We start from the raw sequence: 17,150 nt of genomic DNA, 5'->3' as shown, positions 1-17,150 counted from the left end.
GCAATCTCCAGCCCCGCCCTCGACTCGCAGGCGGTATCAATAGTCCACCAATTCGTCATAGGACTCAGGCCGCCGATCCCGGAAGAACTGCCAGCCCTTGCGAACCTCGCGAATCATGTCCAGATCGATCTCGTGAACGAGAAGTTCGTCCTTGTCCTCGCTGGCCTGCGCTTCGATCTTCCCCATGGGATTGACGATGTAGCTGGAACCGTAGAAGTCACCCATTTGCTCGTCCCATGGCGCTTCGCGCCCCACGCGATTGATCGCGCCGATGAACACGGCATTGGCGGCGGCCGATGCCGGCTGTTCCAGCTCCCAGAGATAACGACTCTTGCCCTTTACGGTGGCAGAGGGGTTGACGATGTACTCCGCGCCATTGAGTGCAAGCGCGCGCCACCCTTCCGGGAAATGCCGGTCGTAGCAGATATAGACGCCAAGTTTGCAGTAAGCGGTATCGAAGACGGGGTAGCCGCAGTTTCCTGGCTTGAAGTAGAGCTTTTCCCAGAAACCCGGCGCAGTGTCCGGAATGTGATTCTTGCGATATTTTCCGAGATAGCTGCCGTCCGCATCGATGACCGCGGCGGTGTTGTAGAAAACGCCCGGCATGTCTTCTTCGTAGATCGGCACCACGATGACCATGCGATGCTTCTTGGCATACTCCTGCATCAACTTGGTGGTCGGCCCGTCGGGAATCTTTTCCGCCGAGTCATACCACTTCTTGTCTTGGCTCGGACAGAAATAGGGTTGTGTGAACACCTCTTGGAAACAGAGCACCTGCACGCCCTGATTCGCCGCATCGTCAACCAAGGGAAGATGCGCTTCTATCATCTTTTCCCGAATCTCCTCCGGGCTCATCGACGTATCGCCCTTTAGCGACATTTGAATCAGACCGCATTTCACTTTATTCGACATATCGCAACCTCATTGTTGTGTTGTTGAGTTCAATTATCGCGCTATCGATAACCCCCGTTTATTCCGGGCACGACATCGCCCTATCGCCCGAAATCGAATCATTCGGACAAGTCGACTTGATGAATAGAGCGAATGCCGGACTGGGGATCAAGCCCTACCAGGCATGGCGGTTCGCCGCACGACCATCACGGCTGCCAGCCATGCCTAATGCCTGTAAAAAACTGAATTAAATCGACATTGATTGACATATCAGGTATCAGCCATATTGTGTTTATTTTTTACCTACTGGTAAAGGTAAAAGCCATGCCCGGGTTGGTCAAGGACTTTTTTGCCATCCGGTAAAGTCGATTTACGCTGCACTGCAATGCTTCATAATGCTGGATCATGCACTCGGAAAGTGCAGGAATTCACAGGCCGATAACTGCCGTTCCTGATAGGAAGGATCGGTCCGTCATGCCTTTCCATGCCACACCTTTACCCGTCCATGCACGACGCTATCGTTGGCAATGGTTGCCATAATACGGGCGCTCTTTCTCTGGCTTTCCGAGGCATAGTGAAGATACCGGCGTCGGCACTCACGGTCATGCATTTCACGTAGACGCCGGAACGCCTCCAGACACTAGATAGGGGAAGTCGGGGATACTTGCTGAGAGGGATACGGCCACCGATCACCCGATGCTCACGGTCGGTGCCTTGAGAAGGGAGGGGGGGGACGATGGCCACGTCCCCCCGGTACGCTCATGACGGGAACGAGAACTGGGCGCCCTCGCGCACCCCGGCCGACGGCCAGCGCTGGGTGACGGTCTTGCGCTTGGTGTAGAAGCGCACGGCATCCGGCCCGTAGGCGGCCAGGTCGCCGAACAGCGAACGCTTCCAGCCACCGAAGCTGTGATAGGAGACCGGTACCGGCAGTGGCACGTTGATGCCCACCATGCCGACCTGAATGTTGTCGCTGAAGTAGCGAGCAGCCTCACCGTCGCGGGTATAGATGCAGGTGCCATTGCCGTACTCGTGATCGTCGATCAGCTGCATGGCCTCTTCCATGGAGCCGGCACGCACCACCAGCAGCACCGGCCCGAAGATCTCTTCCCGGTAGCACGTCATATCGGGCGTCACGCGGTCGATCAGGGTGCCGCCCACGTAGAAACCGTGCTCATGCCCCGGTACCTGTACGTCGCGACCGTCCACCACGATGGTGGCGCCCTGCCGCTCGGCGCTGTCGATGTAGCCGCAGACCTTCTCCTGATGAGCCTTGGTGATCACCGGGCCGAAATCATTGCTCTTGTCGGAGAAGGGGCCGACCTTGAGGGACTTCATCGACTCCTGCATCTTGGCGATCAGGGTATCGGCGGCCTCGTCACCCACGGCCACCGCCACGGAAAGTGCCATGCAGCGCTCGCCCGAGGAGCCGAAGGCCGCTCCGGTCAGGGAATTGACCACGTTGTCCATGTCGGCGTCGGGCATCACGATGGCATGGTTCTTGGCCCCGCCCAGGGCCTGGCAGCGCTTGCCGTTGGCGCTGGCGCGGGAGTAGATGGCCTCGGCAATGGGCGTGGAACCGACGAAGCTGACGGCCTGGACGCGAGCATCGTCGAGCAGGGTATCGACGGCTTCCTTGTCGCCATTGACCACGTTGAGCACACCGGCGGGCAGACCCGCTTCGAGCGCCAGCTCGGCAATGAACAGCGCCGAGGTCGGATCCCGCTCGGAGGGCTTGAGCACGAAGGTATTCCCGCAGGCGATGGCCATGGGGTACATCCACAGCGGCACCATGGCCGGGAAGTTGAACGGCGTGATACCGGCCACCACGCCCAGCGGCTGGAAATCGCTCCAGGAGTCGATGCCGGGGCCGGTGTTCTTGCTGTACTCACCCTTGAGCAGCTCGGGGGCGCCGCAGGCATACTCCACGTTCTCGATGCCGCGCGCCAGTTCGCCCTGGGCATCGTGGACGATCTTGCCATGCTCCTGGCCGACCAGACGGACGATCTCGTCGGCATGTTCTTCCAGCAGCTGCTTGAAACGGAACATCACGCGGGCACGCTTGGCCGGCGGGGTGTTCCGCCAGGCCGGAAAGGCAGCCTGGGCGGCAGTGATGGCCTTCTCGACCGTAGCCTTGCTGGCCAGGCTCACCTGGCCGCCGACCTCGCCGACGGAGGGGTTGTAGATGGCCTGGGTGCGCCCTTCGCGAGCGACGCGCACGCCGTTGATCAGATGGCCGAGTGTTGTCATGTGTCGCCTCTCGATGGGTCTGTCGGATGTTGAGATGTTCAGTCCAGTTCGCCGATCGCATCGCCAAGTGCATTGACGACCCGATCGATCTCCTCGCGCTCGACGATGAATGGCAGGCCAAGCTGGATGGTGTCGCCGCCGAAACGCACGTAGAAGCCTTTCTCCCAGCACTTCATGGCAATCTCGTAGGGCCGCCGCGCCGGCTCGCCGGGATGGGGTTCGATCGTCAGTGCCCCGGCGAGCCCGTAGTTGCGGATGTCGCTGACATAGCGGGTGCCCTTGAGGCCGTGCAGCGCCTCCTCGAAGATCGGGCTCATCTCGCGCACGCGCTCGATCAGGCGCTCCTGCTCCAGGATGTCCAGCGAGGCCAGGGCCGCGGCACAGGCCGCCGGATGGCCAGAGTAGGTATAGCCGTGGGGAAGCTCGAGCATGTAATCGGGCCCGCCCTGCTCCATGAAGGTGTGGTAGATATCGCGCTTGACCGTCACGCCGCCCATGGGCACGGCCCCGTTGGTCAGCTGCTTGGCGAAGTTCATGATGTCGGGGGTGACACCGAACTCCTCGGCGCCGGTCATCGACCCCATGCGGCCGAAGGCGGTGATCACCTCGTCGAAGATCAGCAGGATCTCGTGTGCATCGCAGATCTCGCGCAGCCGCTTCAAGTACCCCTTGGGCGGCGGAATCACCCCGGCGGAGCCGGCCAGCGGCTCGACGATCACCGCCGCGATGTTGGAGGCATCGTGCAGGGCGATCAGCTCCAGTAGCTCATCGGCCTTCTCGGCACCGCGCTCGGGCATGCCGCGAGTGAAGGCATTCTCCGGCATCAGGGTGTGCGGCAGGTGATCGGCATCCACGCCTTGGCCGTACAGCGCACGGTTGGCCCCGATGCCGCCCAGACTGAAACCGCCGAAGTTCACGCCGTGGTAGCCCTTGGCACGGCCGATCAGCTTGGTCTTGGTCGGTTTGCCTTTCTTGCGCCAGTAGGCGCGGGCGATCTTCAGAGAGGTATCGGCGCTCTCGGAGCCGGAACCGGTGAAAAAGGTGTAGTCCAGGCCGGCCGGCGTCAGCTCACGCAGCCGGTGGGCCAGCTCGAAGGCCTTGGGATGACCGAACTGGAAGGCGGGGGCATAGTCCAGCTCGCGCAGCTGCTTGCCGACCGCATCGGCGATTTCCGGACGGGAGTGTCCGGCGCCACAGGTCCACAGGCCCGAGAGGCCATCGAAGACCTGCCGCCCCTGGGCATCGGTGAGGTAACTGCCTTTGGCGCCCACGATGATACGCGGGTCGCGCTTGAATTGACGGTTGCCGGTATAGGGCATCCAGTAGGCATCGAGCTGCTCGGCGCTGAGCCCAGCGGCATGAGGGAATTCCTGAGCGGTCATGGCATTGGCCTCCGTTATTATGGCCATCGACGATCTCTTTCGATTCAGGCTAGTCCCCGCCTTCAATCAGTTAAATCAAAAGGTGTTTAATTTCAGGCAAGCTCCTGCTTAACTTTATGGGCCCTGCGCAGGTTCTTTCGCTGCCGCCTGGGGTGCCCGCCAAGGAGGAGTCGCATGTCACACCGCAAAGCCACGCCGATGGGACAGCCCAGCGACGCCGACCTGCGCCTGCTGCGGGTCTATCGCAAGGTCGTGGAGTGCGGCGGGTTCTCTGCCGCCGAGGTGGAGCTGGGCATCAGCCGGGCCGCCATCAGCATGGCGATGAACGACCTGGAGACGCGCCTCGGCCTGCGCCTGTGCCAGCGCGGCCGCAGCGGTTTCGCCCTGACCGACGAAGGCGCTGAGGTCTACGAATCGACGCTGCAACTGCTGGCCGCGGTGGAAGGCTTCCGCACCCGGGTCAACGGCCTGCATGCCCGGCTCAAGGGCGAACTCAACATCGGTATCACCGACAACCTGGTGACCATGCCCGAGATGCACATCACCCATGCGCTCAGCGCGCTCAAGGAGCGTGGGCCGGATGTGCGCATCAACATCCGCATGATTCCGCCCAGCGACATCGAGCTGGCCGTACTGGATGCACGCCTGCACACGGGAGTGGTTCCGGCGCTCAAGACCTTGCCAGGATTGCAGTACCTTTCGCTATACGAGGAGGCCTCGCAGCTCTATTGCGCCGCAGGCCACCCGTTGTTCGATGCCGAAACGGTGACACAGGAGCAACTCGCGGATTGTGACGCCGTGGTGCCCGCCTACGCCCAGACGCCGGAGATCAAAGCAGTCCACGAGCCGCTCAGAGCCTCGGCCTCGGCGACCGACCGCGAGGGCATCGCCTTCCTGATCCTGTCTGGGCGCTATATCGGCTACCTGCCGACCCACTACGCCGAGCGATGGGTCCGCGACGGCCGGATGCGCGCCCTGAACCCTCAGCGCTGGCACTATTTCACCCACTACAGCGCCATCACCCGCAAGGGGGCACCCCCCAATCTGGTGCTGGAGAGCTATCTCGAGGAACTGGAGCGGCTGGTGACGGCGTGAAGCCGTTACGCCGCGGACGCTTCGTTCCGTCAGCCGCCAGCCTGCCGACGCTCCTCCCGCGGCGAGTGGCCATAGTACGCGCGGAAGGCGCGGGAAAAGCTCGAGCTGGAGGCGAAGCCGCAGGCCAGGCCCACGGCCAGGATATCGAGATCGGTCTCGGCGAGCAGATGGCGGGCGCGTTCCAGACGCAGGCGCAGGTACCACTGCTGCGGCGAGACGCCCAGCTCCCCCTCGAAGAGGCGCTGCAGCTGGCGCAGCGATACGCCGCTGCGCCGGGCCAGCTCGCCCAGCGACAGTGGCGCCTCCAGATGACGCTCCATGGTGGCCACCGCCTCGATCAAGCGCGGGTTGTGCGTGCCCAGACGACGCACCAGCGTCATGCGCTGTCGATCGCTGCGGCTGCGCAGGCGCTCGTGGATCAGCTGCTCCGAGACGTCGATCGCCAGGCGCGCCCCATGGCGCCGAGCGATCACCTCCAGCGCCATGTCCATGGCCGCCGCGCCACCGGCACAGGAGAAGCGGCGCTCGCCAAGCTCGAAGAGCTCTTCAGAGGTCTCTATCGCGGGGAAACGCTCGCGAAAGGCCGGCAGGCTCTCCCAGTGCAGCGTCACCCGCTCGCCATCGAGCAGCCCCGCAGCGGCGAGCACGAACCCACCGGTATCGAGCCCGCCCAGCACGCAGCCGGCCTGGTCGAGCCGGTGTAGCCAGGCCATCAACGGCCGGCTGTGGTGTGCCTCCGGGGCGAAGCCGCTGCATACCGCCAGTGAAGGCAGCGAGTGCACGTCGCCGATGGCACGGTCGGCAAGCAGCGTCATGCCATTGGAGGCGGTGACCGGGCCACCATCCTCGCTGATCAGTTGCCAGTCGAACAGCTCGCGGCCGCTGATGCGGTTGGCGATACGCAGCGGTTCCACCGCCGAGAAGAAAGCCATCATCGAGAAACGCGGCAGCAGCAGAAAGCCGACGCATTCGGGAAAGGCCCCCTGAAGCTTCAATCGCATGGCAACGCCTCGCTCAACGTCGTGGGCATACACGATGCCTCACGCCAACGACTGCCGCCAGCGATGCTCGAGGGTTTCGGGCTCGGTGGGCCCGTAACGAGCGCCCTCATGACCACCGTAGTGGGCCCACAGCTGGTCGCCGAAGTCATAGTGCCACCACTCGCTGGGCAGGTTGGTGAAGCCCTGCTCGGCCATGGCGTGGTAGAGCAGACGCCGCCGGTCGCGAGCCCGGCGCTGCGCTTCGCTGAGCGAGCCGAGTCGCTCCAGGTGATCGCTGTGCGAGGCCGCACTGGCTTCGTCGAACAGCGAACCCATGTCGAGCATCACGCCATCGGCGTCGCACAGCGTCACATCCACCGCCCCACCGGTGAGATGCGGGCTGGGAGCCACCGGATCGCGGCTGGGCATGGCCACGAACTCACGAGTGCGCGCCAGCAACGCCGTCTCGTCAAGATCGGCATAACGGCTCTGCAGCGCTTCATAGAGGGTATCGAATAGGTACTGCTGCACCCGCCAGGGTCGCCAGCCATCGAGCACCACCAGGCCCAGCCCGGCCGGCAATGAGCGAGCCGCGGCCAGCAAGCGTCGATAGACGCCTTCGCGCACGTAGCACTCGAGCACCGCGCCGGGAATTCCCAGGCGTGCATAGGCGGGAAACGTCTTGACCGGCTGGGGCGCCAGGCTCAACGGCAGCAAGGGCTCGTCGCCGACCGCAATGGGCAGACGGGAGAGCGCCTCCCAGGGCGGCTCGGCCAGGGACGGAATCGGTGTCAGGCACCGCGGGTCGGAAGGGGATTCGAGCGTCATGGGCATTCCAGTCGTTCAGTCATGGCTAGCCGAGCGCCGCCGGCAGCCACAGGGTCAAGCCGGGAAACGCGATCAGCAACAGCAGCACCAGCACTGCCATCAGCACGAAAGGCCAAATGGTGCGAAACAGCGCGGTGATCTCGAGCCGGCTGACCGCCGCAGCGACGAACACGCAGGCCCCCATGGGCGGCGTGATGAGTGCGATGGTGATGTTCAGCGTGATGATGATGCCGAGATGCACCGGGTCGATGCCCGCCATCATCGCCACCGGCGAGAAGATTGGCGTGAGCAGCATCAGCGCCGAGACCTCCTCCATGAACATGCCGGTGACGAAGGTGATGGCGCTGAGCAGCAGCAGGATCACCACTGGCCGGTCGACATAGGGCGCCAGCAGCTCGACGAAGCGCTCGGGCACCTGAGCGTAGGAGAGCAGCCAGCTGATGGTGGCCGCCGCCGCCATGATCAGAAAGATCGCCGCAGTCAGCCGCGTGGTGGTGACGATGGCATCCCAGAAATCGGCCAGCCGCAGTTGGCCAAGCGCCACGCCGCACAGCGCCACGTAGAGGGCGGTGAGTGCACCGGACTCGGTGGGCGTGACGAAGCCCATGACGATGCCGGCAACGATGATCACCGGAGCGACCAGCGCTGGCAGCGCGGCAAACGCCGCCAAGGCCAGCTCGCCGGCCTGCGGCCAGCGCCCCGTGGTCGCCATGCCCTGGCGCCAGGCGTACCAGGCATTCATGGCCATGAACGCCACGCCGAGGATCAGCCCCGGCACCACGCCGGCCAGGAACAGGTCGCCCACCGAGGTATTGGTCAGCGAAGCGTAGAGAATCATGAAGATGCTGGGCGGTATGATCGGCCCGATCAGCGAACTGCCGGCGGTCAGGCCGGCGGCGAACGCCGTCGAATAACCCGCCTTGCGCATGGAAGGCACCAGCAACGACCCCAGCGCCGAGGTATCCGCCACTGCCGAGCCATTGACCCCGGCGAAGAACACGCTGGAGACCACGTTGACATGGCCCATGCCGCCGCGCAGGTGGCCCACCAGCAGCCGCGCCAGGCCCATCAGGCGGTCGGTCAAACCGCTGGCGTTCATCAGGTTGCCGGCCAGGATGAACAGCGGTATCGCCATCAGCGAGAAGACGTTGATGCCGCCGAAGAACTGCTGGGGCATCATGCGCGGGATCATGGTCGGGTCCACGAACAGAAAGCCCACCACTGCCGTGGCCAGCAACGACACGAACAGCGGCAGGCCGAGCAGCACGTGCACGAGAAAGACGGCAAGCATGGTGAACGTCATGCAGCCTCCTCCGCCTGGGACGGCAAGGGGCCGGGGCCGTACCACAGCGCCTGCCAGGCCAGCAGCGCAAAGCCGATGGGCAGCGACAGCATGGGCGCGGTGCGGCTGATGCCCAGCCCCGAGGTGGTGAACATGGCCACCGACAGGGCGTAGCGATAGCTGAACAGCGCGCCGGCTACCGCCAGCAACAGGGTCAGCAGCCACTGGTAGAGGTGTAGCAGGCGCGTGAGCCGGGCCGGCAGCAACCGTTCGATCAGTGCCACGCGCATGTGGCCGCCCTCCACCCACACGGCGCCGGCGGCGAGCATCACGCTGCCGATGATCAGAAACCGCGACAGTTCATCGGTCCAGATCGGTGCACCGCCGACCAGATAGCGCATGAAGACGCCATACAGGATCACCGCCAGGTTGATCAGCAGCAGGGCGCTGGCCAAGGTCAGCGTCACGGGACGGCTGACCGCCAGCACCCGTTGACGAAATCGCGTCATGGGAAGCTGTCCCTTCGTAGGAAGTGCCCGGCCGCGAAGGGCCGGGCGGGCAGGATCACTCGGTGAGGTGCGTCATGCCGGCATCTTCCAGCGCCATGTCGATCCAGCGCTGCTCGATGCCCTGCTCCTCGACGAGCCACTCCAGGTAGGCCGGCTGGCCCTGCTCGCGGAACGCCGCGAGGTTTTCCTCGGATGGGCGGATGATCTCCATGCCCTGCTCCTCGAGGTAGGCGATGCGTTCGTCCACCCTCGCCTCGTTGTGCTCGCGGGCCATGACGTTGGCCTCCTCGACCGCCTCCATGAAGGCCTCGCGGGTCGCCTCGCCCCAGCCGTCGATCATCGCGCCGTTGCCGACCAGGAACTGATCGGAGTACTGGATGTTGGCCAGCGTCAGGTAGTCCTGTACCTCGTAGAGGCTGCCGAGGATGATGTACATCGGCGGGTTCATCTGGCCGTCGGCGACCCCGGTGCGCAGGGCCATGTACACCTCGGTCCAGGGAATCGGCGTGCCGGAGGCACCGAAGGCCTCGTAGAGCGCCACCTGGCTGGGGTCCATGGCGCGGAAGCGCAGCCCCTCGAAATCGGCCGGCGAGTGAATGGGCTTCTCATCGTTGGTGAAGGCCAGGAAACCGCCCTCTTCGACCACGGCCAGCAACTGCATGCCGGTGCGCTCCTGCAGGGCCGCCTCGACCTCCTGCCAGTACTCGCCTTCGTCGAAGAAAGTGCGCGCGTCCTCGAAATCCTCGAACAGGAAGGGAATCGCGCTGACGAAGATCTCCGGCACCAGCGGCGACATCCCAGCGAAGGAAGCCACGTTGAGACTCGGAGAGTTCATGGTCTGCTCCATGCGCTCCTCCTCGTCGCCCAGTTGGCTGTTGGGGTAGAGCTCGAGCTCGATTTCGCCGTCGGTCTTTTCCGCCACCAGCTCCTGGAGATTGGTGGCGAAGACGTGAACGGCGTTCTTGTCCGGGTCGGGGGCGCCGTTGTAGCTGAGGTTGACGGTGGTCGCCGCCTGGGCCTGAGCGGCCAGGGTCATGGCACCGAGCAGGCAGGCAGCGGGGAGGGACTTGGGCATGAAACGGGTCATCGGCAACTCCTTGTTGTTGTCGGGCGGCGCACTCAGGGCGCCTGACCGTGGAAGATATCGCCTTGTGCAGGCTAGCCATTGATCCGTTGACGATGCAATTCGCTTAGCGTTGCATTGACGACAACGCTTGCTCGTCCAGCAGCCGCGGCGCATCGGCATTGAGAAAGCGCATGCCGCGTCGCAGATGGTCGACGCAGGCCTGGGCGGCCACCGTCAACTCACGCCCGGCCCGGCTGACGATCTGGGCCCGGGCGCCGCTGAGCGCCGGATGGGATAGCGGCAGTACCCGGATGTCGCCCTGGCGCACCTCTTCCATTACCGTCAGCTCCGGCATGAAGGTGATGCCGATGCCGGAACGCACGAAATTCTTGAGCACCGCCACCGAATTGGTGCGCAGCCGCGCGCGCAGGTGCACCCGCTCCTGCTGGGCCACCTGGTTGACCATCTGGCGCATGCCGAAGCAGTTGTCCATGAGCCCCAGCGGCCACTCGGCCAGGTCGGCGAGCCCCACTGGCCGCCCGAGCGCCAGCAGTGGATGCGCCGGCGGGACGATCAGGTCCAATGGCTGACGAGTCTCGACATGGGGCTGGAGCAGCGGATCGACGGGGGGCGCGTAGAGCAGCGCCAGTTCCACCTCCCCTTCCTTGACCAGGGCCATGGCTTCGTTGACGCCGGCCATCAACACTTCGAGCTCGATGCCGGGAAAGGCCGCCATGAAGGATTGCAGGGGCGCCGAAATGAGATCGCTGATGAAGCCTTCGCCCACGGCGATGCGCACCTCACCGCGCTCCAGCCCTTGCAGAGCCATGAGCTGAGACAGCACCGCCTCTTCGGCGGTGCGCTGGGCATGGTAGTGATCGACCAGCAGGCGACCGGCCGGCGTGGCGCGCACGCCGCTGCCGTGACGCTCGACCACCGCCACGCCGAGCTCCTCCTCGAGCCCCTTCAGCTGACGACTGATCGCCGAGGCGTCGATGGCCAGGTGGGTCGCCGCCTTGCGCAGCGAACCGCGCCGGATCACCTCACCCAGATAGGCCAGAGCACGCGGGTTGAGCATGGTTTCTCCCGACAGGTCGCAAAGCCCCAAGAATCGGGAAATTTCGTCATGGCGGCAAGCTCAACCCCCGGTCATGTTCATGGAGCGCACTTCCTGGGCATCGCCGTCGGTGGTGAATACACCAGCCTAGCGGCCCAACGTCGCGGAAGGAGCCGAACCAGAATCTGGCTCCTCGGCCACAACGGCGGCATCGGCGGCGGCGCCAAGATCCTCGCGTGTGGCAATGGCTTCCTGCTGTTCTTGCCATAGCCGCTGCTCGGCCTCGCTGGCCTTGGGCGAAAATAGGCCGAACTGGGCGTAGAAGATGCCGATCAGCGGTGAAATCCAGCAGGCAAAGGCCAGCGGGATGTAGAGCAGGTTTTCCACATTGCCCTCGACGATGCCGAGCCCCAGGGCGCTGATGACGAAGGCACCACCGGCGTTCCAGGGCACCAGCGGCGACATCAGCGTACCGCCCTCCTCGATGGCTCTGGAGAGGTTCAGCGTCGAATAGCCCAGGCCGCGATACGTCGGCGCATACATGCGCCCCGGCAGGGCGATCGAGAGGTACGGGTCGCCGGCGACCAGGTTGGTGGACAGTGACGTCAGCATGGCCGAGGTCTGCACGCCCCGGAAGCTCGTCACCTTGGCCATGATCGCCTTGATGATGGTCTCCAAGCAGCCGGTCTTCTCCAGCGCGCCGCCGAAGCCCAGCGCAATCAGGATCAGCGAGATGGTCCACATCATCGACTGGATTCCGCCGCGGTTGAGCAGGCTGTCCATCGCTTCGACGCCAGTCTCGATGGTGTAGCCGTAGTTGGCGTAGGTCACTACCTCATGCAGGCCGACTCCCTGCACGAGCATGGCGGTCGCCGCACCGGCCAGGACGCCGGCAAACAGCGAGGGAATGGGCGGCATGCGTTTCACGGCCAGCGCGATGACCAGCAGTGCCGGCAACAGCAGCCAGCCGGAGATCGTGAAGTTCTCGTTCAGCGAGGACGTGATGGCATTGATCCTCTCGAAGGAGGCCGCCTGGTCGTCGATCAGCGTGAAGCCCGCCACCAGATAGATGGCCAGGGCGATTAGCATCGCCGGTATGGTGGTCGGCATCAGGTTCTTGATGTGCGAGAACACGTCCGTGCCCGTCACGGCCGGGGCCAGATTGGTCGTGTCGGACAACGGCGAGACCTTGTCGCCGAAGAAGGCCCCAGAGACCACGGCACCCGCCGTCCAGTACATCGGGATGTCGAACCCTGCGCCGATCCCCATCAGCGCCAGGCCCACCGTGCCGACGGTGCCCCAGGAGGTCCCCAGCGACAGGGAAACGACCGAGCATAGCAGCATGGCGGCGGCAAGAAAGAAGGCCGGCGAGAGCAGGGTCAGGCCATAGTAGATGAGACTCGGTACGGTGCCGCTGGCGATCCACACGCCGATGATCATGCCAACGCAGATCAGCACCGAGACCGAGGGCAGGGAGATGTGGATGACGTGGAAGACTCCCTCCTCGATGCGCTTCCACCTAAAGCCGAGCTTGAGCCCCACCAGCGAGGTGATGGCCAGGCCGATGGCCAGAGGGATATGCGGCGTGAAATCGCCAAAATAGAAGATCTGCACGCCGATGGCGATAAGCGTCAGCACGACAGGTGTCAGAGCAAGGAGAAGGCTCGGCTTGGGATATGGCTTGGATACTGCTGGGTCGGTCATGTTGTGGTCCTCAGCGCTGTAATTGGCATTGTTTGCTGTCGTTGGCTCGAGAATCGTTGGTAGTTATGGGCAATCCCGTCAGATCAGCACCCGCAGGCACTGGCCGGTGTGATACAGGGTGAAGCCGCCTTCGTAGGACGAACTCCACAGGGGCTTGGCCTGGATGGGCCTTGGCGAACGGATCGGCAGCGGCAGCAGGGCGTCGTCGCCATGGGTCAGATAACGGGCAAGGCCGCTGCCCACCACCGTGCCGGTGGTGATACCGCGCCCGTTGTAGCCAGTGGCACCCAGAATGCCGGGGGCTGGTTCGAACAGGCGCAGCGTGTGGTCGGGCGTGAAGGCGATCCGCCCCGTCCAGGTGCACGCCCAGTCGACACGCCCCAGTTGGGGAAAGTAGTGACGCTGGATACGCTCTGCCCAGCAGCGCACGTAGGCCTGCGGGCGCCCGTCGCCACGCCCCAGGCTGCCCAGGATCAAGCGACCCTCGGCGTCACGCCGCATGCTGCTCAACACCATGCGGGTGTCCCAGGCTCCCTGCCGCTCGGGCAGAATGTCGCCGGCGACCTCCTCCGGCAGCGGGGGAGAAGCGACCTGGAAGAAGTGACCGGGAAAGAAGTGCTGGCGGACCTGGTTCCACTCCTCCTCGGTATAGGCATTGGTGGCAAGCACCAGGCGCGGCGCCACAACGCTGCCGTGCGGCGTCGTGACCCGCCAATCCTCCCCCTCGCGCGCCACGCCCAGGGCGGGGCTGCGAGCGTAGAGCAGCGCACCGGCGCCGGCCGCCGCCCGGGCCAGGCCTCGGGTATAAGCGGCAGGGTTGAGCGTACCCGCCCGGCGATCCAGCAGCGCACGACGGATACGCCGCGTGCCCACCTTCTGCCAGCACGCATCGTCCTCGAGCAGTTCCACCGGCGCGCCGCGCTGTTGGAACTGCTCGGCGCGCCGCGCCAGCTCCTGTTCGCCCTTGGCGTTATGCGCCAGGTGCAGCGTACCGCTGCGGGTGGCCTGACACTCGATGCCGTGACGCTCGATCAGCGCAAAGACCTCGGCAGGCGCGGCGCCGAGGATGGCATTGGCCCGCTCGCCGTCTTCCTTACCCAAGGCCTCGGCGATGTCATCCGGAGGAATCCACAACCCGGCGTTGACCAGGCCGACGCTGCGGCCCGAGCCGCCGCTGGGGACCTCGCCGGCCTCGATCAGCGTCACGACGGTGCCCGCCTCGGCGAGGTGCAGCGCCGTGCTCAGCCCGGTGATACCCCCGCCGACCACCACCACCTCGGCGGACTGGGCACCCTCCAGGGCAGGCAACTCCGGCGCCGGCTCAGGTGACGTCTCGTGCCACAGGCACTGTTCCTTCATGACACCTCCTCATGGCTGCGCAGCTCGCGACGGGGCCCTCATCAATCGAAGCGAATGCCCTGCGCCAGCGGCAGCTCGCGGGAGTAGTTCACGGTATTGGTCTGGCGCCGCATGTAGCTCTTCCACACGTCGGACCCCGACTCGCGGCCACCACCGGTTTCCTTCTCGCCGCCGAAGGCACCGCCGATCTCGGCGCCGCTGGGACCGATGTTGACGTTGGCGATGCCGCAGTCGCTGCCGGTGTCCGAGACGAAGGCCTCGGCCTCGCGCACGTCGGTGGTGAAGATGCAGGAGGAGAGTCCTTGCGGCACGTCGTTCTGCAGCGCCATGGCGTCGTCGAAGTCGCGGTAGGTCATCACGTAGAGGATCGGCGCGAAGGTCTCGTGTTCGACCAGCTCGTCCTGCTGCTCGACTTCGACGATGGCGGGCGCCACGTAGTAGGCGTTGGGATACTCCTCGGCCAGACGGCGCTCACCGCCGTAGACCTTGGCGCCCTGCTTGCGCGCCTTGTCGAGCACGGACTGCATCTGGCCGTAGGCCTGCGCATCGATCAGCGGACCGACCAGATTGCCCGCCATGGGATCGCCGATGCTGACGTTGGCGTAGGCCTTCTTGACTCGCTCGAGGACTTCGTCGCGCACGGATTCATGCACGATCAGCCGGCGCAGGGTGGTGCAGCGCTGGCCGGCGGTACCCACCGCAGAGAACAGGATGGCGCGCACCGCCATGTCCAGGTCGGCGCTGGGGGCGAGAATCATGGCGTTGTTGCCGCCCAGCTCGAGGATGCTACGGCCGAACCGCGCGGCCACCCGGGGAGCGACCTCGCGGCCCATGCGGGTGCTGCCGGTGGCGCTGATCAGCGGCACGCGCGGATCGTCGACCAGCATCTCGCCGGCCTCGCGCTCGCCGATGACGACCTGACTGAGGTCTCGCGGCGCCTCGCCGCCGAACTCATCCATGGCGCGCTCGAGCAGTGCCTGGCAGGCCAGGGCGCAGAGCGGCGTCTTCTCGGAGGGCTTCCACAGCAGGCTGTTGCCGCACACCAGCGCCAGGGCAGCGTTCCAGGCCCACGGTGCTACGGGGAAGTTGAACGCGGTGATCAGGCCGATCGGCCCCAGCGGGTGCCAGCTCTCGCGCATGTGGTGGCCGGGACGCTCGGAGGCGATGGTCAGGCCGTAGAGCTGGCGCGACTGGCCGACGGCGAGATCGCAGATGTCGATCATCTCCTGCACTTCGCCGAGGCCCTCCTGGTAGATCTTGCCGCACTCCAGGGTCACCAGGGTGCCGAGATCCTCCTTGTGGCGGCGCAGCTGCTCGCCGAACAGGCGCACCAGCTCGCCGCGGCGCGGCGCCGGTACCCGACGCCAGGCCTCGAAGGCCGCCTGGGCACGATCGATGCGCGACTTGACCTCGTTGCCGCTCTCCAGGCGAACTTGGCCGATCGCGTTGCCATCGGTGGGAGAGGCCACGGCATAATCGCCGCCGCGGTACTGGGACTCGGCCACGCCTAGCCGCTGCATGATGGAATCGATCATTCTTCCTCCGACTGCTGATATACCTGCGTTGAGAACACAAGCAGTATTGCTACGGCACTTGACCCGCCTCAAACGACGTTTTATACGAAGATCATTCCTTTTTTTCTTGCAAGGCTATTCCATGAACCGTCGTCACTTGCCCACCCTGACCGCCATGCAGTGCTTCGAGGCCTCGGCACGCCACCTCAGCTTCACGCGCGCTGCCGAAGAGCTGAATCTGACCCAAAGCGCCGTCAGCAAACAGGTGGCTCAGCTGGAGTCGGTGCTCGAGCACCCCCTGTTCCGGCGGGTGCGCAAGCGCCTCCAGGTCACCCCCGAGGGGTCGTTGTACCTGACCGAAGTGCGCAAGATCCTCGCCCAAGTCGAGATGTCCACCCGCTACATGCAGTCCTACGGTGGCCAGAGCGAGGTGCTCAACATCACCACTCTGCCCACCTTCGGCGCCCGCTGGCTGATTCCCCGGCTCAAGGGCTTTCGCTTTCGTCATCCCGACGTCTATCTGAACATCAGCAACCGCGTGGAGCCCTTCGATCTCGAAGAACAGCACGTCGACGTGGCTTTTTTCTTCGGCCACGGCGCCTGGCCGAAAGCCGAGTGCATCAAGCTGCTGGACGAGGAGGTGGTGGCGGTCTGTTCGCCCTCGGTCATGCCGGCTGGCGGCGTCGACGATCCTTTGGCCCTGACTCAACTCGTGTTGCTGCAGAGCGCTACTCGGCCGGAAGCCTGGCACGACTGGTTCGCTGCCCAAGGTCTCTACACCGAGCACAGCTATCACGGTCCACGCTTCGATACCTACTCCATGACCCTGCGTGCTGCCCGGGCGGGCTGTGGCGTGGCGCTGGTACCCCGCTTCCTTGCCGAGGAGGAACTCGCGGCGGGGCAACTGGTAATTCCCTGGGCGCTCTCGCTGACCAGCCGCGATGCCTATTACCTGGCCTTCCCGGAATACAAGGCGGAGCTGGCCAAGGTGAAGGGCTTCGTCGACTGGATCCTCGAGCACCTCGAACGGCCCACGACGGATGACGCGGCGCAGCACCAAGGCGGCGCCACGGCCGGCACGAGCGCCGAAGTTCATGCCTAAAAGGCATGATTTACGACCACTTTGCACAGGGCTAGCGCCTAAAACGAGAAGGCATCACTTTTTGGAATGTTTTTGCCCCTTTTTTTCGTTTGAGGCGTGTCGCTCGCCTCTGCTTACATGCTTGACGAGCT

Annotated in this window: 14 protein-coding genes; 2 read left to right on the top strand and 12 right to left on the bottom strand. The window is 64.7% G+C overall.

Features of this window, described 5'->3' with window-relative positions:
- Positions 1-36: 36 nt before the first annotated feature.
- The 3 genes from GFD32_RS14110 to GFD32_RS14100 all read right to left on the bottom strand — a co-directional run bounded on the left by GFD32_RS14110 (position 37) and on the right by GFD32_RS14100 (position 4,523).
- Entirely contained in the window at positions 37-912 is an 876-nt protein-coding gene (locus GFD32_RS14110) for a nitrilase-related carbon-nitrogen hydrolase (RefSeq protein ID WP_163577242.1), read from the bottom strand.
- A gap of 738 nt (positions 913-1,650) precedes the next feature.
- Positions 1,651-3,141 carry a CoA-acylating methylmalonate-semialdehyde dehydrogenase gene (locus GFD32_RS14105; protein ID WP_163577241.1) on the bottom strand — a complete coding sequence of 497 codons (1,491 nt, stop codon included), beginning with the start codon at positions 3,139-3,141 and terminating at the stop codon, positions 1,651-1,653.
- A 38-nt stretch (positions 3,142-3,179) separates the two neighbouring features.
- Entirely contained in the window at positions 3,180-4,523 is a 1,344-nt protein-coding gene (locus tag GFD32_RS14100; RefSeq protein WP_163577327.1) for an aspartate aminotransferase family protein, read from the bottom strand.
- Positions 4,524-4,697: 174 nt separating this feature from the next.
- Here GFD32_RS14100 and GFD32_RS14095 point away from each other — a divergent pair, with 174 nt between their 5' ends.
- Positions 4,698-5,618: a LysR family transcriptional regulator gene (locus GFD32_RS14095; RefSeq protein WP_163577240.1), complete on the top strand. Its 921-nt coding sequence runs from the start codon at positions 4,698-4,700 to the stop codon at positions 5,616-5,618.
- Positions 5,619-5,647: 29 nt separating this feature from the next.
- Here the strand turns inward: GFD32_RS14095 and GFD32_RS14090 are convergent, their stop codons facing one another.
- From GFD32_RS14090 to amaB, 9 genes are all read right to left on the bottom strand, one after another.
- Positions 5,648-6,619 carry a GlxA family transcriptional regulator gene (locus tag GFD32_RS14090; RefSeq protein ID WP_163577239.1) on the bottom strand — a complete coding sequence of 324 codons (972 nt, stop codon included), beginning with the start codon at positions 6,617-6,619 and terminating at the stop codon, positions 5,648-5,650.
- Between the two features lie 39 nt (positions 6,620-6,658).
- Positions 6,659-7,426, bottom strand: coding sequence for a M15 family metallopeptidase (locus tag GFD32_RS14085; RefSeq protein ID WP_205599135.1), 768 nt, complete (start codon positions 7,424-7,426; stop codon positions 6,659-6,661).
- 25 nt (positions 7,427-7,451) lie between these two features.
- Positions 7,452-8,729, bottom strand: a complete 1,278-nt coding sequence (locus GFD32_RS14080) for a TRAP transporter large permease (RefSeq protein WP_163577238.1) — start codon at positions 8,727-8,729, stop codon at positions 7,452-7,454.
- Entirely contained in the window at positions 8,726-9,217 is a 492-nt protein-coding gene (locus tag GFD32_RS14075; RefSeq protein WP_163577237.1) for a TRAP transporter small permease, read from the bottom strand. The genes GFD32_RS14080 and GFD32_RS14075 overlap by 4 nt, the downstream gene beginning before the upstream one ends.
- A gap of 55 nt (positions 9,218-9,272) precedes the next feature.
- The gene (dctP, locus tag GFD32_RS14070) at positions 9,273-10,304 is read right to left on the bottom strand and encodes a TRAP transporter substrate-binding protein DctP (RefSeq protein WP_163577236.1); all 1,032 of its coding nucleotides are present in this window, start codon (positions 10,302-10,304) and stop codon (positions 9,273-9,275) included.
- A gap of 103 nt (positions 10,305-10,407) precedes the next feature.
- On the bottom strand, positions 10,408-11,361 hold the full coding sequence (locus tag GFD32_RS14065; RefSeq protein ID WP_163577235.1) for a LysR family transcriptional regulator: 954 nt from the start codon (positions 11,359-11,361) through the stop codon (positions 10,408-10,410).
- 126 nt (positions 11,362-11,487) lie between these two features.
- Complete coding sequence (gene nhaC / locus GFD32_RS14060; RefSeq protein WP_163577234.1) at positions 11,488-13,044, bottom strand: Na+/H+ antiporter NhaC; 1,557 nt, start codon at positions 13,042-13,044, stop codon at positions 11,488-11,490.
- 78 nt (positions 13,045-13,122) lie between these two features.
- Positions 13,123-14,403, bottom strand: a complete 1,281-nt coding sequence (gene amaA, locus GFD32_RS14055; RefSeq protein ID WP_163577233.1) for an L-pipecolate oxidase — start codon at positions 14,401-14,403, stop codon at positions 13,123-13,125.
- A gap of 41 nt (positions 14,404-14,444) precedes the next feature.
- Positions 14,445-15,938, bottom strand: coding sequence for an L-piperidine-6-carboxylate dehydrogenase (gene amaB, locus GFD32_RS14050; protein WP_163577232.1), 1,494 nt, complete (start codon positions 15,936-15,938; stop codon positions 14,445-14,447).
- Between the two features lie 121 nt (positions 15,939-16,059).
- On the opposite strand from amaB, the gene GFD32_RS14045 reads away from it, so the two are divergent.
- Complete coding sequence (locus GFD32_RS14045; RefSeq protein ID WP_163577231.1) at positions 16,060-17,019, top strand: LysR family transcriptional regulator; 960 nt, start codon at positions 16,060-16,062, stop codon at positions 17,017-17,019.
- Positions 17,020-17,150: the final 131 nt, after the last annotated feature.

The organism is Halomonas faecis, from assembly GCF_010993975.1.
GTDB lineage: Bacteria > Pseudomonadota > Gammaproteobacteria > Pseudomonadales > Halomonadaceae > Halomonas > Halomonas faecis.
This window is presented reverse-complemented; position numbering and strand designations above follow the sequence as displayed.

Excerpts from the sequence above, each read along its gene's own strand:
- GFD32_RS14110 (WP_163577242.1), bottom strand. The coding sequence starts at position 912 with ATGTCGAATAAAGTGAAATGCGGTCTGATTCAAATGTCGCTAAAGGGC.
- GFD32_RS14105 (WP_163577241.1), bottom strand. The coding sequence starts at position 3,141 with ATGACAACACTCGGCCATCTGATCAACGGCGTGCGCGTCGCTCGCGAA.
- GFD32_RS14100 (WP_163577327.1), bottom strand. The coding sequence starts at position 4,523 with ATGACCGCTCAGGAATTCCCTCATGCCGCTGGGCTCAGCGCCGAGCAG.
- GFD32_RS14095 (WP_163577240.1), top strand. The coding sequence starts at position 4,698 with ATGTCACACCGCAAAGCCACGCCGATGGGACAGCCCAGCGACGCCGAC.
- GFD32_RS14090 (WP_163577239.1), bottom strand. The coding sequence starts at position 6,619 with ATGCGATTGAAGCTTCAGGGGGCCTTTCCCGAATGCGTCGGCTTTCTG.
- GFD32_RS14085 (WP_205599135.1), bottom strand. The coding sequence starts at position 7,426 with ATGACGCTCGAATCCCCTTCCGACCCGCGGTGCCTGACACCGATTCCG.
- GFD32_RS14080 (WP_163577238.1), bottom strand. The coding sequence starts at position 8,729 with ATGACGTTCACCATGCTTGCCGTCTTTCTCGTGCACGTGCTGCTCGGC.
- GFD32_RS14075 (WP_163577237.1), bottom strand. The coding sequence starts at position 9,217 with ATGACGCGATTTCGTCAACGGGTGCTGGCGGTCAGCCGTCCCGTGACG.
- dctP (WP_163577236.1), bottom strand. The coding sequence starts at position 10,304 with ATGACCCGTTTCATGCCCAAGTCCCTCCCCGCTGCCTGCCTGCTCGGT.
- GFD32_RS14065 (WP_163577235.1), bottom strand. The coding sequence starts at position 11,361 with ATGCTCAACCCGCGTGCTCTGGCCTATCTGGGTGAGGTGATCCGGCGC.
- nhaC (WP_163577234.1), bottom strand. The coding sequence starts at position 13,044 with ATGACCGACCCAGCAGTATCCAAGCCATATCCCAAGCCGAGCCTTCTC.
- amaA (WP_163577233.1), bottom strand. The coding sequence starts at position 14,403 with ATGAAGGAACAGTGCCTGTGGCACGAGACGTCACCTGAGCCGGCGCCG.
- amaB (WP_163577232.1), bottom strand. The coding sequence starts at position 15,938 with ATGATCGATTCCATCATGCAGCGGCTAGGCGTGGCCGAGTCCCAGTAC.
- GFD32_RS14045 (WP_163577231.1), top strand. The coding sequence starts at position 16,060 with ATGAACCGTCGTCACTTGCCCACCCTGACCGCCATGCAGTGCTTCGAG.